This window comes from Dryocola mayonis, assembly GCF_051307045.1.
GTDB lineage: Bacteria > Pseudomonadota > Gammaproteobacteria > Enterobacterales > Enterobacteriaceae > Dryocola.
Window position 1 is genome coordinate 1,851,713 of record NZ_CP150452.1, and the last position, 24,797, is coordinate 1,876,509.

The 24,797-nt window shown below is 57.1% G+C and carries 23 protein-coding genes, 4 pseudogenes and 1 other annotated feature; of the genes and pseudogenes, 15 read left to right on the top strand and 12 right to left on the bottom strand.

Going from position 1 to position 24,797, the window contains the following annotated elements; all coding sequences use genetic code 11:
* Nucleotides 1-155: 155 nt before the first annotated feature.
* From thrS to btuC, 9 genes and pseudogenes are all read left to right on the top strand, one after another.
* A pseudogene (gene thrS, locus WLO32_RS09025) lies at nucleotides 156-2,085 on the top strand (threonine--tRNA ligase).
* Between the two features lie 3 nt (nucleotides 2,086-2,088).
* A complete protein-coding gene (gene infC, locus WLO32_RS09030; RefSeq protein WP_121268117.1) occupies nucleotides 2,089-2,631 on the top strand; it encodes a translation initiation factor IF-3 in 543 nt (180 codons plus the stop codon).
* 96 nt (nucleotides 2,632-2,727) lie between these two features.
* Nucleotides 2,728-2,925 carry a 50S ribosomal protein L35 gene (rpmI, locus tag WLO32_RS09035; RefSeq protein WP_004263702.1) on the top strand — a complete coding sequence of 66 codons (198 nt, stop codon included), beginning with the start codon at nucleotides 2,728-2,730 and terminating at the stop codon, nucleotides 2,923-2,925.
* Between the two features lie 45 nt (nucleotides 2,926-2,970).
* Nucleotides 2,971-3,328: pseudogene (rplT, locus tag WLO32_RS09040) on the top strand (50S ribosomal protein L20).
* A 118-nt stretch (nucleotides 3,329-3,446) separates the two neighbouring features.
* Nucleotides 3,447-3,570 (top strand) — a sequence feature (Phe leader region).
* The gene (gene pheM, locus WLO32_RS09045; RefSeq protein WP_106120997.1) at nucleotides 3,452-3,496 is read left to right on the top strand and encodes a pheST operon leader peptide PheM; all 45 of its coding nucleotides are present in this window, start codon (nucleotides 3,452-3,454) and stop codon (nucleotides 3,494-3,496) included. It overlaps the preceding feature by 45 nt.
* Before the next feature lie 63 nt (nucleotides 3,571-3,633).
* Nucleotides 3,634-4,617, top strand: coding sequence for a phenylalanine--tRNA ligase subunit alpha (gene pheS / locus WLO32_RS09050; protein WP_435948008.1), 984 nt, complete (start codon nucleotides 3,634-3,636; stop codon nucleotides 4,615-4,617).
* Between the two features lie 14 nt (nucleotides 4,618-4,631).
* Nucleotides 4,632-7,019, top strand: coding sequence for a phenylalanine--tRNA ligase subunit beta (pheT, locus tag WLO32_RS09055; protein WP_435948009.1), 2,388 nt, complete (start codon nucleotides 4,632-4,634; stop codon nucleotides 7,017-7,019).
* 4 nt (nucleotides 7,020-7,023) lie between these two features.
* Complete coding sequence (ihfA, locus tag WLO32_RS09060) at nucleotides 7,024-7,323, top strand: integration host factor subunit alpha (protein WP_001229265.1); 300 nt, start codon at nucleotides 7,024-7,026, stop codon at nucleotides 7,321-7,323.
* A gap of 112 nt (nucleotides 7,324-7,435) precedes the next feature.
* Entirely contained in the window at nucleotides 7,436-8,416 is a 981-nt protein-coding gene (btuC, locus tag WLO32_RS09065) for a vitamin B12 ABC transporter permease BtuC (RefSeq protein ID WP_435948010.1), read from the top strand.
* A gap of 21 nt (nucleotides 8,417-8,437) precedes the next feature.
* Here the strand turns inward: btuC and WLO32_RS09070 are convergent, their stop codons facing one another.
* From WLO32_RS09070 to WLO32_RS09085, 4 genes are all read right to left on the bottom strand, one after another.
* Nucleotides 8,438-9,553, bottom strand: a complete 1,116-nt coding sequence (locus WLO32_RS09070) for an MFS transporter (protein ID WP_435948011.1) — start codon at nucleotides 9,551-9,553, stop codon at nucleotides 8,438-8,440.
* A 9-nt stretch (nucleotides 9,554-9,562) separates the two neighbouring features.
* Nucleotides 9,563-10,105, bottom strand: coding sequence for a TetR/AcrR family transcriptional regulator (locus tag WLO32_RS09075; RefSeq protein ID WP_435948012.1), 543 nt, complete (start codon nucleotides 10,103-10,105; stop codon nucleotides 9,563-9,565).
* Nucleotides 10,106-10,179: 74 nt separating this feature from the next.
* Nucleotides 10,180-10,626, bottom strand: coding sequence for a DUF2798 domain-containing protein (locus tag WLO32_RS09080; protein WP_435948013.1), 447 nt, complete (start codon nucleotides 10,624-10,626; stop codon nucleotides 10,180-10,182).
* Nucleotides 10,627-10,691: 65 nt separating this feature from the next.
* Nucleotides 10,692-11,114 carry a MarR family winged helix-turn-helix transcriptional regulator gene (locus WLO32_RS09085; protein ID WP_435948014.1) on the bottom strand — a complete coding sequence of 141 codons (423 nt, stop codon included), beginning with the start codon at nucleotides 11,112-11,114 and terminating at the stop codon, nucleotides 10,692-10,694.
* Between the two features lie 216 nt (nucleotides 11,115-11,330).
* On the opposite strand from WLO32_RS09085, the gene WLO32_RS09090 reads away from it, so the two are divergent.
* The 6 genes and pseudogenes from WLO32_RS09090 to selO all read left to right on the top strand — a co-directional run bounded on the left by WLO32_RS09090 (nucleotide 11,331) and on the right by selO (nucleotide 16,718).
* Nucleotides 11,331-11,879 carry a glutathione peroxidase gene (locus tag WLO32_RS09090; RefSeq protein ID WP_435948015.1) on the top strand — a complete coding sequence of 183 codons (549 nt, stop codon included), beginning with the start codon at nucleotides 11,331-11,333 and terminating at the stop codon, nucleotides 11,877-11,879.
* A gap of 3 nt (nucleotides 11,880-11,882) precedes the next feature.
* Nucleotides 11,883-12,638, top strand: a complete 756-nt coding sequence (btuD, locus tag WLO32_RS09095) for a vitamin B12 ABC transporter ATP-binding protein BtuD (RefSeq protein WP_435948016.1) — start codon at nucleotides 11,883-11,885, stop codon at nucleotides 12,636-12,638.
* Between the two features lie 70 nt (nucleotides 12,639-12,708).
* Nucleotides 12,709-13,170, top strand: coding sequence for an NlpC/P60 family protein (locus WLO32_RS09100; RefSeq protein WP_435948017.1), 462 nt, complete (start codon nucleotides 12,709-12,711; stop codon nucleotides 13,168-13,170).
* Between the two features lie 145 nt (nucleotides 13,171-13,315).
* Nucleotides 13,316-14,290 (top strand): LacI family DNA-binding transcriptional regulator, encoded by a 975-nt coding sequence (locus WLO32_RS09105; protein ID WP_435948018.1) that lies wholly within the window; start codon nucleotides 13,316-13,318, stop codon nucleotides 14,288-14,290.
* A gap of 394 nt (nucleotides 14,291-14,684) precedes the next feature.
* Nucleotides 14,685-15,191: a hypothetical protein gene (locus tag WLO32_RS09110; protein ID WP_435948019.1), complete on the top strand. Its 507-nt coding sequence runs from the start codon at nucleotides 14,685-14,687 to the stop codon at nucleotides 15,189-15,191.
* A 65-nt stretch (nucleotides 15,192-15,256) separates the two neighbouring features.
* A pseudogene (gene selO, locus WLO32_RS09115) lies at nucleotides 15,257-16,718 on the top strand (protein adenylyltransferase SelO).
* Here selO and WLO32_RS09120 read toward each other — a convergent pair.
* The 8 genes and pseudogenes from WLO32_RS09120 to ppsR form a co-directional block, all read right to left on the bottom strand.
* The gene (locus tag WLO32_RS09120) at nucleotides 16,719-17,498 is read right to left on the bottom strand and encodes a heme ABC transporter ATP-binding protein (RefSeq protein ID WP_435948020.1); all 780 of its coding nucleotides are present in this window, start codon (nucleotides 17,496-17,498) and stop codon (nucleotides 16,719-16,721) included.
* Nucleotides 17,491-18,489: a FecCD family ABC transporter permease gene (locus WLO32_RS09125; protein WP_435948021.1), complete on the bottom strand. Its 999-nt coding sequence runs from the start codon at nucleotides 18,487-18,489 to the stop codon at nucleotides 17,491-17,493. Before WLO32_RS09125 ends, WLO32_RS09120 begins: the two co-directional genes overlap by 8 nt.
* Nucleotides 18,489-19,304 (bottom strand): heme/hemin ABC transporter substrate-binding protein, encoded by an 816-nt coding sequence (locus WLO32_RS09130; protein ID WP_435948022.1) that lies wholly within the window; start codon nucleotides 19,302-19,304, stop codon nucleotides 18,489-18,491. The genes WLO32_RS09125 and WLO32_RS09130 overlap by 1 nt, the downstream gene beginning before the upstream one ends.
* Nucleotides 19,301-20,332: a hemin-degrading factor gene (locus WLO32_RS09135; RefSeq protein WP_435948023.1), complete on the bottom strand. Its 1,032-nt coding sequence runs from the start codon at nucleotides 20,330-20,332 to the stop codon at nucleotides 19,301-19,303. Before WLO32_RS09135 ends, WLO32_RS09130 begins: the two co-directional genes overlap by 4 nt.
* Nucleotides 20,333-20,342: 10 nt before the next feature.
* On the bottom strand, nucleotides 20,343-22,319 hold the full coding sequence (locus tag WLO32_RS09140; RefSeq protein WP_435948024.1) for a TonB-dependent hemoglobin/transferrin/lactoferrin family receptor: 1,977 nt from the start codon (nucleotides 22,317-22,319) through the stop codon (nucleotides 20,343-20,345).
* An 80-nt stretch (nucleotides 22,320-22,399) separates the two neighbouring features.
* Nucleotides 22,400-22,564: a hemin uptake protein HemP gene (gene hemP / locus WLO32_RS09145; protein WP_435948025.1), complete on the bottom strand. Its 165-nt coding sequence runs from the start codon at nucleotides 22,562-22,564 to the stop codon at nucleotides 22,400-22,402.
* Between the two features lie 161 nt (nucleotides 22,565-22,725).
* Nucleotides 22,726-23,778 (bottom strand): 3-deoxy-7-phosphoheptulonate synthase, encoded by a 1,053-nt coding sequence (locus WLO32_RS09150; protein ID WP_435948026.1) that lies wholly within the window; start codon nucleotides 23,776-23,778, stop codon nucleotides 22,726-22,728.
* 160 nt (nucleotides 23,779-23,938) lie between these two features.
* Nucleotides 23,939-24,773: pseudogene (ppsR, locus tag WLO32_RS09155) on the bottom strand (posphoenolpyruvate synthetase regulatory kinase/phosphorylase PpsR).
* Nucleotides 24,774-24,797 lie beyond the last annotated feature (24 nt).

Consider the following 24,797-nt stretch of genomic DNA (forward strand, 5'->3'; position numbering starts at 1 on the left):
GGTGTAATCAGCAGGCGGATGCGGGTACGGCGAGTATTAAGTACACAGTTTGCAGAGTGAAGCATTCAACCCATCCCAACCGGCTGGTTTATTTAACCTCTATAAAATTGCATGTGATCTTACGTGTGGGTCACCACTGCAAATAAGGACTTATAATGCCTGTTATTACTCTTCCTGATGGCAGCCAACGCCATTACGACCATGCTGTCAGCCCGCTGGATGTGGCACTTGATATCGGCCCGGGTCTGGCAAAAGCCTGCATCGCAGGCCGCGTAGACGGTGAGCTGGTTGATGCCTCCGATCTTATCGATCGCGACGCCAGACTTGCCATCATCACCGTTAAAGATGAAGCCGGCCTGGAAATTCTCCGTCACTCCTGCGCGCACCTGCTGGGGCATGCTATCAAGCAGCTGTGGCCGCATACTAAAATGGCGATTGGCCCGGTTATCGACAACGGCTTCTACTACGACGTCGACCTTGACCATACCCTGACCCAGGAAGATCTTGAGCTGCTCGAAAAGCGTATGCACGAGCTGGCTGAAAAAGATTACGATGTCATCAAGAAAAAAGTGAGCTGGCACGAAGCGCGCGAAACTTTCGTCAACCGCGGCGAAAGCTACAAGGTTGCCATCCTTGATGAAAACATCAGCCATGATGACCAGCCTGGTTTGTATCATCATGAAGAATACGTTGATATGTGCCGCGGCCCGCACGTGCCGAACATGCGTTTCTGCCACCATTTTAAACTGCAGAAAACCTCCGGCGCCTACTGGCGCGGCGACAGCAACAACAAAATGCTGCAACGCATCTACGGCACCGCATGGGCGGATAAAAAACAGCTTAATGCTTACCTGCAGCGTCTGGAAGAAGCGTCCAAGCGCGACCACCGCAAAATCGGCAAACAGCTCGACCTGTACCATATGCAGGAAGAGGCGCCGGGTATGGTGTTCTGGCACAACGACGGCTGGACGATTTTCCGCGAGCTGGAAGTCTTCGTGCGCTCCAAGCTGAAAGAATATCAGTACCAGGAAGTGAAGGGCCCGTTCATGATGGACCGCGTGCTGTGGGAAAAAACCGGCCACTGGGACAACTATAAAGATGCGATGTTCACCACCTCTTCGGAGAACCGTGAGTACTGCATTAAGCCAATGAACTGCCCGGGCCCACGTGCAAATTTTCAATCAGGGTCTAAAATCTTACCGCGACCTGCCATTGCGTATGGCCGAATTCGGTAGCTGCCACCGTAATGAGCCATCAGGCGCGCTGCACGGCCTGATGCGCGTGCGTGGTTTCACCCAGGACGACGCCCACGTCTTCTGTACTGAAGACCAGGTGCGCGACGAGGTGAACAGCTGTATTCGCATGGTTTATGACATGTACAGCACCTTCGGTTTCGAAAAAATCGTCGTAAAACTGTCTACCCGTCCGGAAAAACGTATCGGTACCGACGAAATGTGGGATCGTGCGGAAGCCGACCTTGCGGTCGCTTTGCAGGAAAACGAAATCCCGTTTGATTATCAACCGGGCGAAGGCGCGTTCTACGGTCCGAAGATCGAATTTACGCTGTATGACTGCCTGGATCGCGCATGGCAGTGCGGTACGGTACAGCTCGACTTCTCCCTGCCTGCGCGTCTAAATGCGTCGTACATCGGCGAAAACAACGAGCGTCTGGTGCCGGTAATGATTCACCGCGCCATCTTAGGCTCCATGGAAAGGTTTATCGGTATTCTTACCGAAGAGTTCGCAGGGTTCTTCCCGACCTGGCTTGCTCCGGTCCAGGCGGTGGTCATGAATATCACCGACGGACAGTCTGATTACGTTAACGAATTGACCCGTAAACTACAAAATGCAGGCATTCGCGTAAAAGCAGACTTGAGAAATGAGAAGATAGGCTTTAAAATCCGTGAACACACGTTGCGTCGTGTCCCTTATATGTTGGTATGTGGCGACAAAGAGGTCGAAGCAGGCAAAGTAGCCGTTCGTACCCGTCGTGGCAAAGACCTGGGAAGCATGGACGTAAACGAATTGATTGAAAAGCTGCAGCAAGAGATCCGCAGCCGCAATCTAAATCAACTGGAGGAATAAAGTATTAAAGGCGGAAAAAGAGTTCAACCGGCGCGTCCTAATCGCATTAACAGAGAAATTCGTGCCACTGAGGTTCGTCTAACAGGTCTAGACGGCGAGCAGCTAGGTATTGTCAGTCTGAATGAAGCTTTAGAAAAAGCCGAAGAGGCTGGGGTTGATTTAGTTGAAATCAGTCCTAATGCCGAACCGCCTGTTTGCCGCATTATGGATTACGGCAAGTTCCTCTACGAAAAAAGCAAATCTTCTAAGGAACAGAAGAAAAAGCAAAAAGTTATTCAGGTTAAGGAAATCAAATTCCGACCTGGCACTGACGATGGCGACTACCAGGTAAAACTCCGCAGCCTGGTTCGCTTTCTGGAAGAGGGTGATAAAGCTAAGATCACGCTGCGTTTCCGCGGTCGTGAGATGGCTCACCAGCAGATCGGTATGGAAGTGCTTAACCGCGTCCGTGACGATCTGAGTGAACTGGCAGTGGTCGAATCCTTCCCATCGAAGATCGAAGGCCGCCAGATGATCATGGTGCTCGCTCCTAAGAAGAAACAGTAAGGCACTCAAGTAACGATACCGGCGGGGCTTACGCTTCGCTGGTTTTGTTCGCCTTCTGGTTCGTTTAATTAACAATGCGAAGTGGAAAGTAATTAAATGCCAAAGATTAAAACAGTACGCGGCGCCGCTAAGCGCTTCAAAAAAACCGCCGGCGGTGGTTTTAAGCGCAAGCACGCTAACCTGCGTCACATTCTGACTAAAAAGTCTACCAAGCGTAAACGTCATCTGCGTCCGAAAGGTATGGTCTCCAAAGGGGATCTGGGCCTGGTCGTCGCGTGCCTGCCGTACGCATAAGTTAACTTTTTAATAAATTTCAGAATACAGAAACAGGAGAGCTAAATGGCTCGCGTAAAACGTGGTGTAATCGCACGTGCTCGTCACAAAAAAATCCTCAAACAAGCTAAAGGCTACTATGGTGCGCGTTCTCGCGTATACCGCGTTGCCTTCCAGGCTGTTATCAAAGCTGGTCAGTATGCTTACCGTGACCGTCGTCAACGTAAGCGTCAGTTCCGCCAGCTGTGGATTGCACGTATCAACGCTGCAGCTCGTCAGAACGGTATCTCTTACAGCAAATTCATCAACGGCCCTGAAAAAAGCCTCTGTTGAAATTGACCGTAAGATCCTGGCTGACATCGCAGTTTTCGACAAAGTGGCATTCTCTGCCCTGGTTGAAAAAGCGAAAGCAGCTCTGGCGTAAGCCGGTTATCAGAGGGAGCTTGTCTCCCTCTTTTAATTTCTAACTCAATCAAATTATTGACATTTCGCGCCTGAGCCTTTTGAATACGCACAACGAATATCGTCAATTAAGGTAACTGCAAGCATGAATGCTGCTATTTTCCGTTTCTTTTTTTACTTTAGCGCCTGAAACCGGGGGCTTTGCGCGTAAGAAAAGAAACGAAAAACAGCGCCGAAAGCCTCCTTTGTGGAGGCTTTTTTTTTGCATATCGTATTGTGAATACAGACAAACTACCCCGGTAATTATGCCGGCATAAGAGGAATACCATGCCACATCTCGCAGAGCTGGTTGCCGTTGCCACGGCCGCCATAAACGAGGCCCAGGATGTTGCCGCGTTAGATAGCGTACGCGTCGAGTATTTAGGGAAGAAAGGGCACCTGACCCTCCAGATGACCACCCTGCGTGAACTGCCGGCGGAAGAGCGTCCGGCGGCAGGCGCGGTAATCAACGAAGCTAAAGAGCAGGTGCAGGAAGCGCTGAACGCGCGCAAAGCCTTTTTGGAAAGCGCCGCGCTGAACGCTCGCCTGGCGCAGGAGACCATCGACGTTTCTCTGCCTGGCCGCCGCATCGAAAACGGCGGGCTGCATCCGGTTACCCGTACTATCGACCGTATTGAGCACTTCTTCGGCGAGCTTGGCTTCACCGTGGCAACCGGCCCGGAAATCGAAGATGACTACCATAACTTCGACGCGCTGAATATTCCAGGCCACCACCCGGCGCGCGCGGATCACGATACCTTCTGGTTCGACGCCACCCGCCTGCTGCGTACGCAAACCTCCGGCGTACAAATCCGCACCATGAAAGACAAGCAGCCGCCGATTCGCATCATCGCCCCGGGCCGCGTATACCGTAACGATTACGATCAGACCCACACCCCAATGTTCCATCAGATGGAAGGTCTGATCGTCGATAAAAACATCAGCTTCACCAACCTGAAAGGCACGCTGCACGACTTCCTGAATAACTTCTTTGAAGAAAATCTGCAGATCCGTTTCCGTCCGTCCTACTTCCCGTTTACCGAACCGTCCGCGGAAGTGGATGTGATGGGTAAAAACGGCAAGTGGCTTGAAGTGCTGGGCTGCGGCATGGTGCATCCGAACGTGCTGCGTAACGTCGGTATCGATCCGGAAGTCTATTCCGGCTTCGCCTTCGGCATGGGCATGGAGCGCCTGACCATGCTGCGCTACGGCGTAACCGATTTGCGCGCATTCTTCGAAAATGATTTACGTTTCCTCAAACAGTTTAAATAAGGGCGGGATAGCCAATGAAATTCAGTGAACTCTGGTTACGCGAATGGGTAAATCCAGCCAACGGCAGCGAAGCGCTTTGCGATCAAATCACCATGGCCGGTCTTGAAGTTGACGGCGTAGACGCGGTCGCGGGCAGCTTTAACGGCGTAGTGGTCGGGGAAGTCGTTGAGTGCGCCCAGCACCCGAACGCGGACAAACTGCGCGTGACAAAAGTTAACGTGGGCGGCGATCGCCTGCTTGATATCGTCTGCGGCGCGCCAAACTGCCGTCAGGGCCTGAAGGTAGCGGTGGCGACCGTCGGGGCGGTCCTGCCCGGCGATTTTAAAATCAAAGCGGCTAAGCTGCGCGGCGAGCCGTCTGAAGGCATGCTGTGCTCATTCTCCGAGCTGGGTATTTCCGACGACCATAACGGCATTATCGAACTGCCTGCGGATGCGCCGATCGGTACGGATATTCGTGAATACCTGCAGCTTGACGATAACACCATCGAAATCAGCGTGACGCCAAACCGCGCCGACTGCCTGGGCATTATCGGCGTGGCACGTGACGTTGCCGTGCTGAACAAGCTGCCGTTAAACGAGCCGGACATGGCGCCGGTGGCGGCGACTATTACAGATACCGTCTCCATTCGCGTCGACGCCGCCGAAGCCTGCCCGCGTTATCTGGGCCGCGTCGTTAAAGGCATTAACGTTAAGGCGCCAACCCCGCTGTGGATGAAAGAGAAGCTGCGCCGCTGCGGCATTCGCTCCATTGACGCCGTTGTTGACGTCACTAACTATGTGCTGCTGGAACTCGGCCAGCCGATGCACGCCTTCGATCTGGACCGTATCGACGGCGGCATCGTTGTGCGTATGGCGCAAGAGAATGAAACGCTGACCCTGCTGGACGGCAACGAAGCGAAGTTAAACGCCGATACGTTAGTGATTGCCGATCATGCTAAAGCGCTGGCCATGGGCGGTATCTTTGGCGGTGAACATTCCGGTGTGAACGATGAAACCAGGAATGTCCTGCTGGAATGCGCCTTCTTCAGCCCGCTGTCCATCACCGGCCGCGCTCGTCGCCATGGCCTGCATACCGACGCCTCCCATCGCTATGAGCGCGGCGTGGATCCGGCCCTGCAGTATAAAGCGATGGAACGTGCGACCCGCCTGCTTATCGACCTGTGCGGCGGCGAAGCCGGGCCGGTTATCGATGTGACAAACGATGCGCATCTGCCGCAACCCGCCACCATTACCCTGCGTCGCAGCAAGCTGGATCGCCTGATTGGCCATCATATTGACGATGCGCAGGTTGGCGATATCCTGCGCCGCCTGGGCTGTGAGGTGACCGACGGTCAGGATCGGTGGACGGCCGTTGCGCCGAGCTGGCGCTTCGACATGCAGATTGAAGAAGATCTGGTCGAAGAAGTTGCGCGCGTCTACGGTTATAACAGCATCCCCGATGAGCCGGTGCAGGCAGGCCTGGTGATGGGCACCCATCGCGAAGCGGACCTGTCCCTTAAGCGCGTGAAAACCATGCTGGTGGATAAAGGCTACCAGGAAGTGATCACCTACAGCTTTGTGGATCCTAAGATCCAGCAGCTGCTGCACCCGGGCGAAGAAAATCTGATTCTGCCTAATCCGATTTCCAGCGATATGTCCGCGATGCGTCTGTCGCTGCTGACCGGCCTGCTGGGGACGGTGGTTTATAACCAGAACCGCCAGCAAAGCCGCGTGCGTATCTTCGAAACGGGCCTGCGCTTTGTGCCTGATACTCAGGCAGACCTCGGCATCCGTCAGGATCTTATGCTGGCTGGCGCCATCTGCGGCAACCGTTACGAAGAACACTGGGATCTGGCGCGCAATACCGTCGACTTCTATGATTTGAAGGGCGATCTGGAATCCGTTCTCGATCTGACGGGTAAGCTTTCCGACATCGAATTCCGCGCGGCGAGCAACCCGGCCTTGCATCCTGGCCAAAGTGCTGCCATTTATTTATATGGCGAATGCATTGGTTTCATTGGTGTTGTGCATCCGGAGCTTGAGCGTAAGCTTTCTCTCAATGGCCGTACGCTGGTATTTGAAGTGCTGTGGAACAAGGTCGCAGACCGCGCGGTGCCTGAGGCGCAGGAGATTTCGCGCTTCCCGGCCAACCGTCGCGACATCGCCGTGGTGGTTGCTGAAAACGTTCCCGCAGCAGATATTTTGGGCGAATGTAAGAAAGTTGGCGCAAATCAGGTAGTTGGCGTAAACTTGTTTGATGTGTACCGTGGCAAGGGCGTAGCCGAAGGTTATAAGAGCCTGGCCATCAGCCTTATCCTTCAGGATACCGGCCGTACACTCGAAGAAGAGGAGATTGCCGCTACCGTTGCAAAATGCGTAGAGGCATTAAAAGAGCGATTCCAGGCATCATTGAGGGATTGAACGTATGGCGCTTACAAAAGCTGAAATGTCAGAATATCTGTTTGATAAGCTTGGGCTTAGCAAACGAGACGCTAAAGAGCTGGTAGAGCTGTTTTTCGAAGAGATCCGTCGCGCTCTGGAAAACGGCGAGCAGGTTAAACTATCAGGTTTTGGTAATTTTGACTTACGCGATAAAAACCAACGTCCCGGGCGTAACCCGAAGACCGGTGAAGATATTCCCATCACGGCTCGTCGTGTGGTGACTTTCCGACCAGGTCAGAAGTTAAAAAGTCGGGTTGAAAACGCGTCGCCAAAAGACGAGTAACCTGAGTTAACCAAAAAGGCCGCATCCGCGGCCTTTTTCTTTGCTTGTCCTTGCGGACAAACTCCCCGTAAAATCAGTCGCCTGGCTGCGACTCTATGGACCCGTCTTCCGAATGCTCACTTTCGTCTCCCGACAACGCCGCGTTGAACGCTTATGGCTCATCATCCTGCTGGTGACGACGATCGCCATGAGCGTGCTGAGCCTGTGCGCGGGCGATCGCTGGTTTGCGCCGCAGCAGTGGCTGAGCGACGAGGCGCGGCTTTTTATCTGGCAGATACGTCTGCCGCGCACGCTTGCTGTTTTGTTAGTCGGGGCCGCTTTGGCTGTTTCCGGCACCATCATGCAGGCGCTGTTTGAAAACCCGCTTGCGGAACCCGGCTTACTGGGCGTTTCTAATGGCGCCGGCGTTGCGCTTATCGCGGGCGTGGTGCTTGGGCAGGGCATGCTTCCCGACTGGGCTTTGGGCGTGTGCGCCATCGTCGGGGCGCTGCTTATTACCCTTATTCTGCTACGTTTTTCCCGTCGTCATCTTTCCACCAGCCGTCTGCTGCTGGCGGGCGTGGCGCTGGGGATTATCTGTAGCGCGCTGATGACCTGGGCGGTCTATTTCAGCACCAGCCTCGATTTACGCCAGCTTATGTACTGGATGATGGGCGGCTTTGGCGGAGTGGACTGGCGGCAGTGGTGGCTGATGGTGTCGCTGCTGCCGGTGATGCTCTGGCTGTGCCGCAGCTATGCGCCCCTGAACCTGATGGCGCTGGGGGAAATATCCGCGCGTCAGCTGGGGCTGTCGGTTTGGCTATGGCGCAATATTCTGGTTATCGCCACCGGCTGGCTGGTAGGGGTAAGCGTTGCCCTTGCCGGGGCAATCGGGTTTATCGGGCTGGTTATTCCGCATATGCTGCGCCTGAAAGGGCTGACCGATCACCGAATTTTATTGCCCGCCAGCGCGCTTGCCGGAGCCGGCACGTTGCTGGGGGCGGATATTATCGCTCGCCTGGCGCTCGCTTCCGCCGAGCTGCCGATAGGCGTTGTCACGGCGACGTTAGGCGCGCCGGTATTTATCTGGCTATTGTTGAAGGCCAGCCGTTAAAGCCGCTGTAATAGCTGAAAACTACTCTGCCGGCGCCAGAAACATCATCGTTATGGAAAGCGTGGCAAAGCTCGTCAGCGCGATGGTCGCCCCGGCCGCGGCATACAGCTGGCCAAAGGCTATCGACCCTGCTATCTGTCCTGCGGCCAGCATAAAGAAAGCAACCGTCACCCCGGAGGCCGGCGATTTTTTCGCAGATGAGGTCGCGCAGACCAGCAGCACGCCGGACAGTACGACGTAGCCCGCTCCGCAGAGCGCTACCGCCGGAAATAACCACCATGAGAACCCCTGGCTGAAGGCGAACAGAACAAGCGGCGCCGCCATAAAGAATTGTGACAGGCGGTAGAGCTGCCGCATGCCGATGACGGCCGTCACGGGGCCTGTCAGCACGGCAAGAATTCCCGCTCCTCCGCTTATCATCCACAGCACGCCGGTAGTTGAGCTGTCCACGCCAGAATGATGATGCAGTATTTCTGGCCCGAAGCTCCACCATGCGGCGCTGGCCGTTCCGCTGACGAATGAAATAATGGCAAGACGCCGCATCGGCCTGCTCAAAAAGATTTCACGCCAGCTGTTTTTCTTCCCGCCGTCAGCAAGGCCGCGGCCGGGCAGGTAACGAATAACCGGCGCCAGGCACAGGAGCGCCATAACGCCAAAAATCACGCAGGCGATACGCCATCCGCCGGGGACAATAAGCAGGACAAGCACCGACAGTATGATGCCTGCGCTGGTTCCGGCATTGATAACGGTGTTCGCCAGCGTTTGCTGCTTTTCAGGAATAGCGCGGGCGACAGCGCCTGCCAGCGAAGGCGAGGCCAGCCCGGAGCTCAGTCCGGCAATAAAAAGCCCGCCGGCAAGCATCAGGGGAGAAAAAGAACAGGCGAGCAGAAACAGGCCGGCCGCCGCGCACAGGGTGGAAATGACGGCAGGCCATCGCGGGCCAAACCTTATCACGCAAAACGATGCGCCTGCCGTTGACAGGCAGTAGGCCGCATAACTGCAGGCGGCAATAAACCCTGCAACATAGGGAGAAAAGGGGACGTCCTTTACGATGGCCGGCATCATCAGCCCCCAGGAGAATCTCGCCATGCCGTAGGTTACGGCAATCAGCGAGAAACCGGCGAGGGCCGAGCGCAAAGGAAGCTTTCACGGCTTGCTCTCACCGGCGCCCATTAACGCGGCCGCTGCATGTTCAGCCTGGACGGCGGCATCGGGCCCCATAATCAGGGCGGAGGTGACGGCACCTTCGAACAGCATCCAGATAGCGTTAACCAGCCCTTCATCGAAAGGGCTATGGGAATGGCTTACGCAGGCCGCAACGTATTCGCGAAGCGCATAGCGGTAATCCAGAGCCTGAGCAGCCAGCATCATATCCTGCTGCGCATACTCACCCCAGGCTTTGGCAAAGAAGCATCCCAGCGCGCCCTGTTCCCGTGTCCATTGCTCAAGCACTTTAAAAAGGCTGCTCACCGCTTGCGGATGCCCGGCGGGCAGAAGCTGCGCGAAAAAACGTTCCTTGCGCGCTTCCATAACGCGCAAGGTTAGCGTTTCCCGGGAGGGGAAATAGCGATAAAAAGTGCGCGTTGATACGCCCGCCTCGCTGCATATCTGGTCGGTGCTGGTGGCGTGAAAGCCGTTGCGATAAAAAAGTCTTTCGGCGGCCTGCAGGATGTCTTGTCGTTTCTTCATCTTTACCAGGGTAAACCGATCGTTTTACCTTTGCAAATATTCAGTCGCCACGGCCTGCAGGCAGGAAAAAACGTTTAGGCGGAAACGGCCAGCTTCTGCAGGCGGGGCTGAACGATAAAGGTCATGGTGAAGCCTATGAGCAGCCCAACCGGTAGCGCCTTCAGGAACGCGGTGCCCCAGACCAGCGGCCAGCCTGGTTCAAACCCCCGCTGGGCGACGGTAATCGCAAACGAAATAATTCCTTCCATCATACAGGCGACGCAAACCGCAACCGCACAGCGAATGACAAAAACAGAGCGGCCTGTAAGGACGGTGCGCAGGCACTTCGCAACCAGGGGGATAAGCCGCAAGGCCAGCGGGATAATAATGAAGGCGACGAAAAATCCTTTCGTCCAGTTCAGGATAAATCCTGCCGAATAGCCGTAGTTGATAAGGGTAATCACTAAACTGAGCAGCAGCGCAATAGCGAACTGAATGCTCAACCTGAGCAGCATCAACGTCTGCCGGGTTTTATTTTTCATAAATATGCTTTGTTCCATAGGGTTTGTTGGCGGGGGAGAGTCGTAAATTGCGGGTTGGTCGGCCGCTAGTTTTGAAACGCAGCGACCATTTTTTCCAGGCTCAGTTGTAAAGTATGTTTCTCCTCGTCGGACAAGCCGCGCAGCATGTCGGCCGCGAGCCGGCTGCGGATATCTTTCAGGTGGGCATGTATCCGCCTGCCTTCCGGGGTTAGCGTCAGGCATTTGGTGCGCCAGTCCGGAGCGCGCGTGCTGCGCGCAACGAAGCCAAGGGTTTCGAGTTCCTTAACGGCGCGAGCTATCTGCGCCTTATCCCGGTCGGTGGCCAGCCCCAGATTAAGCTGCGAGATGCCGTGATTTCGTCCGATGATATTAATCAGGCGAGCCTGGAAAACCGTTAAACCAAAATCATTGCCGGCGATTTGCTCCTGCATGCGCTTTTGAAAAGCGCCGGAAACCGTACGCAGTAAATCGATCAACTCATTATTCATGCCGGTCACGATAGCATAAGGCGAGGTGAGTTGACAATGTCAACTCATCGCCTGACGGCTTAGCTAATGCCTGGCATTTTCGGTAACTGGTTGTCAGCCAAAAGATTTAGCATTTTGTTTCTTTATCTGGCTATTATTAAAGGCCGGGCGTCAGCCTTAGCAGGCTATGCTTATTTTTGCGCAAGACAACGCCGTACTTTTCCTTAAGGGGACGCTATGCAAGACATTCTGAATACTGAAATCAAAACCATCGACGGTGAGACCACCACGCTTGAGCGCTGGAAAGGAAAGGTGCTGCTGCTGGTGAACGTGGCGTCGAAGTGCGGCCTGACCGCGCAGTATGAGCAGCTGGAGAATATCCACAAGGCCTGGGAGCCTAAAGGCTTCTGCGTGCTGGCTTTCCCCTGCAACCAGTTCCTGGGCCAGGAGCCGGGCAGCGAAGAAGAAATTAAAACCTTCTGCAGCACCACCTATGGCGTCACCTTCCCAATGTTCAGCAAACTGGATGTGAACGGTGAAAACCGTCATCCGCTGTACCAGAAGCTGGTGGCCGCGGCGCCGACCGCGGTTGCGCCGGAAAGCAGCGGTTTCTACGAACGCCTGAGCAGCAAAGGGCGCGCGCCTTTATATCCGGACGATATTTTATGGAACTTTGAGAAATTCCTCGTCGGGCGCGACGGCCACGTTATCCAGCGCTTCTCGCCGGATATGACGCCGGAAGATCCGATCGTAATGGAAGCCATCAAAGTGGCGCTGGCGAAATAAGCCATGTCGCTTTTGCAGCTAAAGGATGTTTGCGTTGCGGAAAGGCTGGGGCCCATTACCGCCACGGTTAAGCCCGGCGAGCTGATTCATCTTGTCGGGCCTAACGGCGCCGGGAAAAGCACGCTCATTATGCGGATGGCGGGTTTGTCTGCCGGAGAAGGGCAGCTTAGGCTAAACGAGCTTGCGCTGGATGCGTGGCCGCCCTCCGCGCTGGCGCAAACCCGTGCCTGCCTCGCCCAGCAGCAGCTGCCTCCTTTTGCCATGCCGGTGTGGCATTATCTGCAGCTGCACCAGGCTGCGCCTGAGGCCGAAGCGGTAATGATGCGGATCGCGCAGGCGTTCTGGCTGACGGATAAGCTCAGCCGCCCGGTGAACCAGCTCTCGGGCGGCGAGTGGCAGCGGGTCCGGCTGGCTGCGGTCATCCTGCAGATAGATCCGGAGGTTAATCCGCAAGGGCGACTGCTGCTGCTTGATGAGCCGATGAACAGCCTTGACGTGGCGCAGCAGGCGGCGCTCGACGGGCAGTTAATCAGGCTTTGCGAAGCAGGCGTCGCGGTGGTCATGAGCAGCCATGATTTGAACCACTCGTTACGCCATGCCCATAAGGTCTGGCTGCTGCGCGCGGGAAAGATGATTGCCCAGGGCAGCCGCGACGAGGTGCTTTTACCGCAGCATTTGGCCGCCGCCTACAATATGCATTTCCGTCGCCTGCAGATTGAAGGGCACAGCATGCTGATTACCCCACTCTCCGGAGGGTAAAACTTGCATCAAATTAGGGGTAAGCGCTAAATTACTGCCAATAATAAAACGGGTGAGGATCCGCCTGAAAATGCGCGTATGGTTTATTGTAGTGGCATGTCTGATACTCGCAGGGTGTAGCCACCATGCGCCGCCGCCCAATCCCCGGCTTTCTGACTCCATCACGGTGATAGCAAAACTCAATGACCAGCTCAGCGGCTGGCGCGGCACGCCGTACAGCTACGGCGGCATGAGCCGACGCGGCGTTGACTGCTCCGGGTTCGTGCTCACCACCTTCCGCGATCAGTTTGATTTACAGCTCCCGCGGGAGACGCGCCAGCAGGCCAAAATCGGCACCGAAATCGATAAGGACGATCTGCTCCCCGGCGACCTGGTATTCTTTAAAACGGGCTACGGGGAAAACGGTCTGCACGTCGGCATTTACGATACCGACAATCAGTTTATTCACGCCTCCACCAGCAGGGGAGTCATGCGTTCTTCCCTTGATAACGTCTACTGGCGCAAAAAATTCTGGCAGGCGCGCCGCATCTAGCCTTCACGCTGGCCCATACGGGCCAGCCGCTCTCTTTTTTTCTAAAGCGTGACTCCCTTCCGCAATTCCGGGGTTAACCCAGGCGCCGTGCCGTATATCAGGTAAGATCAAAAAGTTGTTACCCGACTTTCCGTTAAGGATTTCCATGGTTACTCTGGAAGACGTTGCCGCAAGCGCAGGCGTATCCCGCGCCACCGTATCACGAGTGGTCAACGGCGACGCCAACGTTAAGGCCCAGACGCGCAGCAAGGTGGAAGCGGCTATCGCCGCGCTGGGCTATTCACCCAATCCGGCCGCCCGCGCTCTGGCCTCAAGTCAAAGCAACACTATCGGCCTGGTCACCACTTCCTACCGCGGCGGGTTTTTCGGCGCGCTGATGGATACCGTGCAGAGCGAAACGGAGCTGCACGGCAAGCAGCTGCTGGTCACCCAGGGGCGCAGCTTTGCGGATAAAGAGCTGAACGCCATGCAGCGGCTGTATAATTTGCGCTGTGACGGGCTGGTTTTGCATGTGCGCGCGCTGGAGGACGAAAAGCTGCTGCAGCTTGCCGGGCAGGAGCATAAATTTATCGTGCTCGATCGTGAAATTCCGGGGCTTGAACATCGCTGCGTGGTTTTCGATCACCGCGCCGCCAGCCGGCTTGCGACTCAGGTTTTTATCGACGGCGGACATACGGCAATCGCCTGTCTGCACGGGCCAGCTAACCGCGCTTCCAGCTTATTGCGCAGGCAGGGATTTTTAGAAGCTATGGCGCAGGCGGGCCTTGCGCCCGTCGCGGTGCTGGAGGGCGAATATGATATGCCAAGCGGCCATCTGCAGATCTCCGGCCTGCTTAAAAAATCGCGGCCCACGGCTATTTACTGCTGTAATGAAGAAATGGCGATCGGCGCAATGCTGGCTATTAACGAATGCGGCCTGCGCATTCCGCAGGATATATCCCTTATATGTTATGACAGTGGCGAACGCGCGGCCTTTGTGCGCCCGGCATTAACCAGCGTACATTTCCCGATTAGTGAAATGGCCAGATTCGCCACCCGCAAATTACTGGATGAAAATTGCGAGGTGGAAACTTTCACCCCTTTGATAATCCACCGCGACTCGGTGCGCGGCGTTCAGTAAAACTAGCCATAAAGAGGCTTCCAGGATAAGCTGAATAAATACCTTAAGGTAAATTTCACAAAGCTTCAGGGATGAAGGTGACATTAATGAGAGTAAAATCAATCCGGCTAACGCTGGGCGTTCATCGCGTGACGATGCCGTTCCCCCTTGTAGAATCACGGCTGGCAATATGATCGTCTCACTGGATATTGTTTATCGCGCGCATTTTTGCTTTCTGCCCGTGCGTTTGCCGCAAGGCGATCTTTTTGGCGTCGAAATAATCACAAATTTTGTCGGTGCCGATGCCCCGGTGCGTATTCCGACGGAGCTGGTGCTTCCTCATATATCCGCGGAACAGGAATTAACATTGTTCTGCGAAAAGTTATCATTACTTGAAAGCTGCCAGCATTTCTTTATGGCGCAGCAAATCCTGGCGTGGATAAATATAAACGAACATATCGCCGATGCTATTCTTTCGCAGCCGGACTTAATTACGCGCATCGGCCGGTTGCCCTTCATTGAGCTAATGGTTAACGAGAGTTTTGCCGATTTAAATCTTGGCGGCGACAATCCGCGCCTGCGGGAATTAGGCAAGCTTTTCCCGCTGGCGCTGGGCAACTTCGGCGCCGGCATCGCAACCACCAGGTCAATTTTCGACGGCTTGTTTGCCTCGGTCATGCTCGATAAAGGTTTTATCCATAAGCAAATCCACGAAAGCTCGTTTATTCCTTTTATGCAGGCCATTACGGATCAGATTTCACCGTTCTGCCGCGCCCTGCTAATCGCGGGTATTGATGATGAGGAGGCGCGGGCAAAGGCCCGCGTGCTGAGATTCACAGCCATGCAGGGCAACCTCTGGCCGGCGGTGCCCGCCGAGTCGTTAACGGATCTCCTGCTGCCTGATGCAGGGCTGTCGCCCTAAAGACCCTGCAACCGCACCGTATTTAAATAGCCGTGAAGCCACTACACTATCAGTCAGGGGGATCCATGACTGATAATTCCGTATTCAACTCCGTTGTGTTCAACAACAGCTGGCGAAATGAACTGCCCGGTTTTTATACCGAGCTTAAGCCCACGCCGCTGCACAATGCGCGTTTGCTGTATCACAGCCGCCAGCTTGCCGACGACCTCGGCCTGCAGGCCTCGCTGTTCGATGCCGCGCACGCCGGCATCTGGAGCGGTGAAACGCTGCTTCCCGGCATGCAGCCCCTGGCCCAGGTGTACAGCGGGCATCAGTTTGGCGTCTGGGCCGGGCCAGCTTGGCGACGGGCGCGGTATCCTGCTGGGCGAACAGCAGCTTAAAGACGGCCGCAAATTCGACTGGCACCTGAAAGGCGCGGGCCTTACGCCCTATTCACGCATGGGCGACGGGCGAGCCGTGCTGCGCTCCACCATCCGCGAGTTTCTTGCCAGCGAAGCGATGCATGCGTTAGGCATTCCGACCACCCGCGCGCTTACCATCGTAACCAGCGACACGCCGGTACAGCGTGAAACCACTGAACAAGGCGCAATGCTGCTGCGCGTGGCGCAAAGCCACGTTCGCTTCGGCCATTTCGAGCACTTCTATTACCGCCGCCAGCCGGAGAAAGTGCAGCAGCTGGCGGATTACGTTATCGAACATCACTGGCCCGAACTGGTGGGGGAGAAGGAACGCTACGAACTCTGGTTCCGGGATGTCGTCGAACGCACGGCGAGGCTGATTGCCCTCTGGCAGACCGTCGGTTTCGCGCACGGCGTTATGAATACGGACAATATGTCGATTCTCGGCCTGACGATGGATTACGGTCCGTACGGTTTTCTGGACGACTACCAGCCGGACTATATCTGCAACCACTCCGATCATCAGGGGCGCTACGCCTTTGATAACCAGCCCGCCGTAGGCCTGTGGAACCTGCAGCGTCTGGCGCAGTCGCTGTCGCCGTTTATTGCCGTGGAGAAGCTCAACGAGGCGCTCGATCATTATCAGTTCGCCCTGATGCGCGCTTTCGGCATGCAGATGCGCGCTAAGCTGGGGCTGAGTACCGAACAAAAAGCGGATAACGAAATCCTGACCGGACTGTTCGCCCTGATGGCGAAAGAACGCAGCGATTACACCCGTACATTCCGCATGCTCAGCCAGACGGAACAGCATGACGCGAACTCGCCGCTGCGCGATGAATTTATCGATCGCGCCGGCTTCGACAGCTGGTTTAAAGGCTATCGCGAGCGGCTGCAGACCGAACAGGTCGATGACGCCGAACGGCAAAAAGCCATGAAGGCGGTCAATCCTTCGCTGGTGCTGCGCAACTGGCTGGCGCAGCGTGCGATTAGCGGGGCCGAGCAGGGCGACATAAGCGAGCTGGCGCGCCTGCACGCGGCGCTGAGCCAGCCATTTGCGGAAATGGAAGGGGAGTTAACCCAGCGTCCGCCGGACTGGGGCAAGCGCCTTGAAGTAAGCTGTTCAAGCTGATTACCGCTGCAGCCAGATTTGCGGCGTCGGGTGTTCGGGATGGCTGAACACCTTTAACTCCGCCTGATACCAGCGCGTCAGCGTCTTTTCGCTGAGCACCTCCTGCGGCGAACCCTGCGCCACCACCTTGCCTTCGTGCAGCAGGATGATGCGGTCGGCCCACAGCGCCGCCAGGTTCAGATCGTGCACCACGACGCAAACCGAGAGCGTGCCCATCAGCGCCAGCCTGCGCAGCAAACGCAAAATATGCTGCTGGTGGTAAAGATCCAGCGCGGAGGTCGGCTCATCGAGAAACAGCCAGCCGTGCGGCTGGCCGCGCTGCCAGAGCTGCGCCAGCGCGCGCGCCAGCTGTACCCTTTGCTGCTCGCCGCCTGAAAGCTGGCAAAAATCGCGTCCGGCAAGCGAATCGCTGCCGGTTAGCGCCATCACTTCGCTGACGACGCGGCGGGTATCATTCGCCGGCCACGGCGCGCGTCCCATCGCGATAACGTCTTCAACCGCCCAGCTAAACGCCATGCCGCTGCGCTGGCGCATAACCGCGCGCTGGCGCGAAAGCGCTTCGTTCGTCCATTCATCAAGCGGGCGTTCCGCAAGGCTTACGCCGCCGCCGTCCGGCAGCTGATAACCCGTCAGCACCCGCAGCAGGGTTGATTTACCCGCACCGTTGGGGCCGATCAGCGCCACCACCTCTCCTGGGCTGAGCGAAAGGCTAACGTCGTTGAGCAGCACACGCTCTCCCGCCCGCAGCGAGACGCGCCGGGCCTGTAAAACATCAGCCATCGGTTTCCCTCCGTTGACGGAAAATCAGCGCTAAAAACCACGGGCCGCCGAGCAGGCTGGTCAGCAGGCCCACCGGCATTTCGGCCGGGGCGACCAGCGTGCGGGCGAGGGTGTCGGCAATCAGCAGCAGCATGGCGCCCGCCAGCGCCGAGCCTGGGATCAGCCAGCGGTGATCGGCCCCCAGCCACATCCTGACCAGATGCGGGATAACCAGCCCGACAAAGCCGATGACGCCGCTTACCGCCACCGCCGCCGCGACGAGCAGGGCGCTGAGGATCAGCAGCCGCTGCTGGGTACGCTTCACGTCCACGCCCAGATAATGCGCCTCTTCGTCGCCGAGCTGCAGCAGGTTGAGGCGCGAGGCAAGAAACGCAATGCCGAGCGAGGCGGGAAGAACAAATGACGCGGTGGCAAGCAGCGTCGACCACTGGGCCTGGCCGAGGCTGCCCATGCCCCATAAGGAAAGCTGCCGCAGCTGGGCGTCGTTGCTAATCCAGGAAAGTACGCCCACCGCCGCGCCGCACAGGGCGTTAATAGCGATCCCCACTAACAGCAGCCGTGAAAGACCCGGGCTGCCCTGGCGGCTGAGGAAAAAGATCGCCAGCGTCACCGTAAGGCTGCCGAGAAAGGCCGCCAGCATGGGCGCATACAGCGCCAGCACGGCGGGCAGGGCGAGCGGCAGCACGACGGACAGGCCCACCGCAAGCGCCGCGCCGCTGCTGATGCCGAGCAAACCCGGATCGGCAAGCGGGTTGCGAAACAGCCCCTGCATCACACAGCCCGACAGGGCAAGAGCGCCCCCTACCAGCGCCGCCAGCAGCACCCGCGGCAGGCGAATGTTAAGCCAGATATGACGCAGCGCCTCATCGTGCGCCTGCCACAGTACGGCGATGGAAAGCCGCATCGCGCCAAGGTTGGTGGCAACCAGCGCCAGCGCCAGCAGCGCAAGCCCAAGCAGCCACAGGGTCTGACGAGGCAGAGGACGTCGCATCACGGAAGCCGCTCCGCTTTTTTACGCAGCGTAAGAACGGCATCCGGCGTTTGCAGGCCAAAGCCCAGCAGCGCCATGTCGTCCACCACCAGCAGCTGATGGTTTTTACCCGCAGGCGTTTGCGCAAGGCCCGGCAGCGCCCAGACGTTGTTCTCTCCGCCCAGCGTTTTTACGCCGTCTTCCGTCACCAGCACCAGATCCGGCTGGCTGGCGATAACTCCTTCCTGGGAAAGCGGCTGATAGCGGTTAAACCCCCGCATGGCGTTTTGCAAACCGGCGGCGCGAATCGCGGCATCGGCGGCCGTTTGCTGCCCGGCGGCCATCGCCGACATGCCGCCGTGGCTCATGATAAACAGCACTTTTACCGGCAGCTGCCGCGTTGGAACCGAGGCCAGCTTATCGCCGATTTCTTTACGCAACGCTTCGCCCTGAGCGGTTTTACCCACGGCTTTCGCCACCGCCGCGATTTTGCTTTCAATGCCGCTGAGCGAGTTTTCCGCCGGAATCGTCACCACCTCAACCCTGCTTGCGGCAACCTGCTCCAGCGCCAGCGAAGGTTTCGCCTGCGCGCTCGCCAGCACCAGGTCCGGGTGCATGGCCAGAATGCCCTCCGCATTAAGCTGGCGCATATAGCCTATATCCGGAATCTGCGTCGCCGCCGCCGGATGCAGGCTGGTGCTGTCGCGGGCGACCAGCCGTTCACCCGCCCCCAGAGCAAAAACAATTTCCGTGACGTCGCCGCCGATAGCCACCACGCGTTCGGCCGCGTTGGCGAATAAAGGCAGCGCAAACAGCAGGGGCAGCCAGGCTTTCATGCCGCCAGCCCTTTGCCGGTCAGCTTCTCAAGCTGGGTGCGCCACTGCTGCTGCTCCGGCTGGCCTTCGGTGCGCTGGCCGTAAAGCTGGGCGATTTGCGTTCCGTCGGCGGCGAACAGCTCGAGGCTTGTGACAAACCCGTCGCCGCTGGGCTTACGGGTCACCCAGCTTTCGGCGATGGTATCGGCCATCAGGTGCAGGGTGAACGCCGGGTTGAAGATATTGATCCAGTTATCCATCGGCACAACTTTTTCCACCACGCCGGTGAAGATCTGCACGCAGCCGCGGTTGCCGACAAAAATCATGATCTCGTTTTTGTCCTGCAAAGCCTGCTGCAGCAGCTGTTCCAGAGCGGAGTTATCCACCTGCCGGGCCAGATCGTCCGCGACCAGCCGAAACGCCTGCTGGCGGGTAAGCTGATGGCGTTTAAGCAGGCCGAAGAACTGGTGAACATCGCGCATGGCGCGCCATTCAGCTTCTACCTCGCGGGCGTCCGGCGCCGGCGTCATCACGACTTCCTCCGCCGGCTTCAGCCGCAGGGGCGGATTGTCCGCATAAATAAACTTCGCCAGCATTTGTCCCCATGCGCCGAAATCGGTGTTGTCCGTGGCGTAAACCTTCAGCAGCGCATCGCCCTGATGGTCAAAGAACTGAATGCTCTGGCGCTCGCCGCGCGTGTTGGCTTCGCGAACGTGGAAGGCGCTTGCCCACTGGTGCAAAAACAGGCGTAAATCCAGCGCGCGCGGGTTCAGCACCAGGCCTGCGTGCCCCTCAAGGTGCTGGTTCTCATAGCGGCCGACCTGTTCATGCACCGCATATTCGTTACGGCAGATGGATTTGGTTTCGCCCACGCTTTCAAGCGACGCCAGAACGTCGCGGATTTCACCTTTTAAACGCCAGGCGTCGTGCCCGACGCGGGCGTGGGTCAGCCCGGCCTCGCTGATATTCATCAGCCTTGCGATGTCGCGGGCGTATTTTTTAGGGTGCTGCTGCCTGAGCCGCAGCCAGTCGTCATAAATTTGCGTCATGGGATGCTCCTTACCATTGATAGCTGACGAATATTTTGCCGTTACGGCCATCCTGTGGAAGGCCCTGAGGCGACCAGTATTCTTTATCGAAGGCGTTGCCGAACACCAGCGAGGTGGTCAGGCCGCGCAGCTGCTGCTGGCCGCGATAGCTGACGTAGAAATCGTTCACGCCGTAGCCGGGCTGCGCGCTGTAGCTGCTGCTGATATGCGTTGAGCGTTCTGCGAAGGTTCCCACCCAGCCGACGGAGAAGCCGCTTTGCGCGACCGGGATATCCAGCACGCTGGTGACGGTGTCGGGGTTCAGGCTTGAGATCCACTCGCCGGTATCCTGGTCTTTACCACGGGTACGGTTATAGGCCACGTCAAGGCTGAACAGATCGCTGGTGTATTTAGCCGTCATGTCCCAGCCCCAGATTTTGGCGTTCGGCACGTTATAGGACATGGTCGTGGCTTTGGCGAAGTCCACGGTGGTGGAAATGTAGTCTTTCGCGTTGGTATCAAAGTAGCTGGCCTTAAACTCAACGCCGTCGTTCGCCAGCATCAGGTCGTCAAAGCGCAGCCCGAAGCCGTACTCCTGCGTTTCGTTGGTTTCAGGACGCAGGTTCGGGTTCGGCACCCAGTAGTTGGTATAGAAGCTGCCGATAGAGAAATGTTTGGCGTCGTTATACATTTCGCCCATGGTCGGCGCGCGGAAGGCCTGCGCGTAGGAGCCAAACAGCATCAGCCAGTCGGCCGGCGTGACGGAAATCGCGCCGCGGGATGACCACCTGTCGGCATCAACGTCGTCGTAGCCGTCGCTGCTGCCGCTGTAGTTGTCATAGCGCGTGCCGGCGAGCAGGGAAACCGGAATATCGCGCAGGGTGATTTCATCCTGCAGCCAGCCGGAGCTGAAATCGATTTTCGCCTGCGGGAAGCCGGTGGTGTTGCCGCCGGGATGCTGCTCCTGGCGATAGTACTCCCCGCCGTAGGTCAGCAGGTGAGAAGCAAAGCTGTCGTTAAACAGGCGGCTGCGGTTTTCCAGCTTGCCGCCTTTGGTGGTCTGCTTACGGAATTCGCCGCCGTCGACCTGCGTCTGGGCGTTGATGCGCGCTTCTGACCAGTAGGCGGTGGCGTCGGCGTTGAGCAGGTCGTTATCCTGCGGGCCAAGATGGTATTTCAGCTGGGCATCGCGTTGAATGGTCGAGCGATTGGTCATTGGATTTGAATCGTTCGCGTCCGTAGTCTGCGGGTTTTTCGGCTCCTGCGCGTCGTTGTTGTAATAGCGCAGGGAGCCTGAAAGGGACTGGGCCGGGTCGATGCGCCAGGTGCCTTTGGTCAGGAAATTGCTGATATTTTCATCATTGGGCGCGGTTTCGCCGTCGCTCTGGCGAATATCCCCGCGGTCGCGGCTTGACCAGGAAACCACGCCGTCGAGATCGTCCGTGCGGCCAAAGGCGCTGGCGCCCATACCGATGCTGTGGTCGCCGGTTGCGCCGGTGCCGAATACGCGATAGCCGCTGTTCTGGCCTTCAAAAAGCAGATCGCTGGCGTCGGCGGTTTCATAAGAGATAACGCCCCCCAGCGCGCCGCTGCCGTAAAGCAGGGCCGCGGGGCCGCGCACGACCTCAATGCGCTTTACCAAAGCCGGATCGAGGAAGGTGCTGTTCAGATGCCCGGTATCCGTACCCTGGCGTACGCCGTCAACCAGCATCAGCACGCCGCGGCGGTCATAGCCGCGCATGGATATGTCCTGGCCGTTAGTGCGACCGGTGCCTGAAAGCGTGATGCCCGGCACCTTGCGCAGCATGTCCGCTGCGGAAGAAGAGGTTTGCCCTTCCGGCGTATCGGCGTCGACAACGCTGACCATCATCGGCGCTTCGAAGGTACTGCGAACGTTGCCGGTGGCGACCACGGTAACCTGGTCTTCTTTGGCGCAGGCGGGCAGGGCGGTGAACACCGCGATAGTCAGAATCGACAGGCGGAATCCGGCCGTGTGTAAAAATGGCATAGCGCAACTCTCCATAAGAAAAAACGAAAAGCGCTGGCTGCCTGGGGATAACCTGGGTGGCTTGCGAAAGCATTTTTGGTTTATTTGGTCAGGATAAGCTTCCCGGCCTGGGTCTGGCGTAACAGATACTGCTGGCCTTCGTGAACAATCACAACGCGGCCGTCAGAGCCCAGTAATGCCTTACTGTCGATCTGGCGGATTTCAGCCTTGGGCTGAAGGGCTGCAGGGGTGAACGGTTTATCCATACGCTCCACTCTGTGTACAAATAATAATTAAGGTAACAATGATAATCATTATCAATAAACTGTGTTTCAGCGGCAAGCGTTATTTGTGAGAAATTTGTGAATGGAGCGATTTTGCACTATGGGGAGTTCGCTCCTCCTCCGGCCGGAGAAGGAGCGGATTTTTAATTTGCGAAACGGCTGCCCGCGGCGTCGGCCAGCATCTCAAGCAGGGCTTCGGTATCTTCCCAGCTCAGGCAAGGATCGGTAATCGACTGGCCATATACCAGCGGCTGCCCGGCCACGATTTTCTGCGTGCCTTCGCGGATAAAGCTTTCCGCCATCACGCCGGCGATGGCGCGCGAGCCGTTGCGGATCTGGTTACACACGTCTTCACAAACTTCCAGCTGGCGGCGATGCTGCTTCTGGCAGTTGCCGTGGCTGAAGTCGATAACCAGCTGCTCCGGCAAATCAAATTCCTGCAGGTTATCGCAGGCCGCGGCGATATCCGTCGCGTGGTAGTTCGGCTGCTTTCCGCCGCGCATGATGATATGGCCGAACGGATTACCGCTGGTCTGGTAAATCGTCATCTGACCGTTTTTATCCGGCGAGAGGAACATGTGGCTGGCGCGCGCGGCGCGAATAGCGTCGATGGCGATGCGGGTATTGCCATCGGTGCCGTTTTTAAAGCCAACCGGGCAGGAAAGGGCCGAGGCCATTTCGCGGTGGATTTGGCTTTCGGTGGTGCGCGCGCCGATGGCGCCCCAGCTGATTAAATCGGCGATAAACTGGCCGACCACCATATCGAGGAATTCCGTGGCGGTCGGCACGCCCAGCTCGTTAACCTGCAGCAGCAGGCGGCGGGCTTGTTCAATGCCGTGGTTGACGCGGTAGCTGCCGTTCAGGTCCGGATCGGAAATCATTCCCTTCCAGCCGACCACGGTGCGTGGTTTTTCAAAATAGGTGCGCATCACGATTTCGAGACGATCGCCGTGTTTCTGGCGCATCGTTTCAAGGCGGCGGGCATAGTCCATCGCCGCATCGAGGTCGTGGATGGAGCACGGGCCAACGATTGCCAGCAGGCGGTTATCTTCACCGTTGAGGATTTTTTCAATGCGGCGGCGGGAGGCGATAACATTTTGCGCGACCTCCGGCGACACCGGCAAACGCGCGGCCAGTTCAGCAGGTGTAACAAGGCTGTCGATGCGCGCTGTTCGCAGTTCATCTGTTTTGTTCATGGTATGTCTCAGAAATTTTTGTCTTCTGCACGGCGAAAGTGCCGGGAAGTGATGGCGATCACGATAAACCAATTTATGTCGATTTCAACCACACAAAGGGTATAACGGCACCGCAATGCGCCTATCCTGACAGATAATATCCGCCTTGTGTACTAGTTTCTTAGTACATGCGGCGATTCAGGCCCATGATATCAAGGATTTTTGTGGCCATCTCTTCAACGGAATAATTGGTGCTGTTGAGGTAACGAATCTGATTTTTACGGAACAGCGCTTCGACTTCGGCGACCTCAAGACGGCACTGGCGCATTGAGGCATAGCGGCTGTTTTCCCGACGCTCTTCGCGAATGGCGGCGAGGCGCTCCGGGTTAATCGTCAGGCCGAACAGCTTATGCTGAAGCGGTTTCAGCACCGCCGGCAGCTGAATGTTGTCCATGTCGTCGGCGATAAAAGGGTAGTTGGCGGCGCGGATGCCAAACTGCATCGCCAGGTACAGGCTGGTGGGCGTTTTACCGCAGCGGGAAACCCCCAGCAGGATCACCTGCGCCTGATCGAGATTGCGCATGGAAATGCCGTCATCGTGCGCAAGCGTGTAATCAATTGCGGCGATCCTGGCGTCGTATTTAATTAAGTTGCCCGGATTAAGGCCGTGGGTGCGGTGGGCGACGGGCGTGGGATCCAGCCGTAATTCCTGCTGTAAGGGGGGCCACCAGCGCCTGCACGATATCCTGGCAAAATCCCTCGCTTTGCAAAATGATGTCGCGAACCTCGGGCAGCACGATGGAGTAGAAAACCAGCGGCCTGACGCCGGACTGCTGAAAAATGGCGTCGATCTGCTCTTTTACCGCTTTGGCGCGGCTTTCGTTTTCCACAAACGGCAGCGTGATGCTGTTGATTGACACCGGGAATTGTGACATCACCGCGTGGCCGAGCACTTCAGCGGTAATTGCGGTACCGTCGGAAATATAAAATACCTGTCTGTCTACGGCGTTATCCATTCTGGTTTCCTGCGGTTCAGGTTA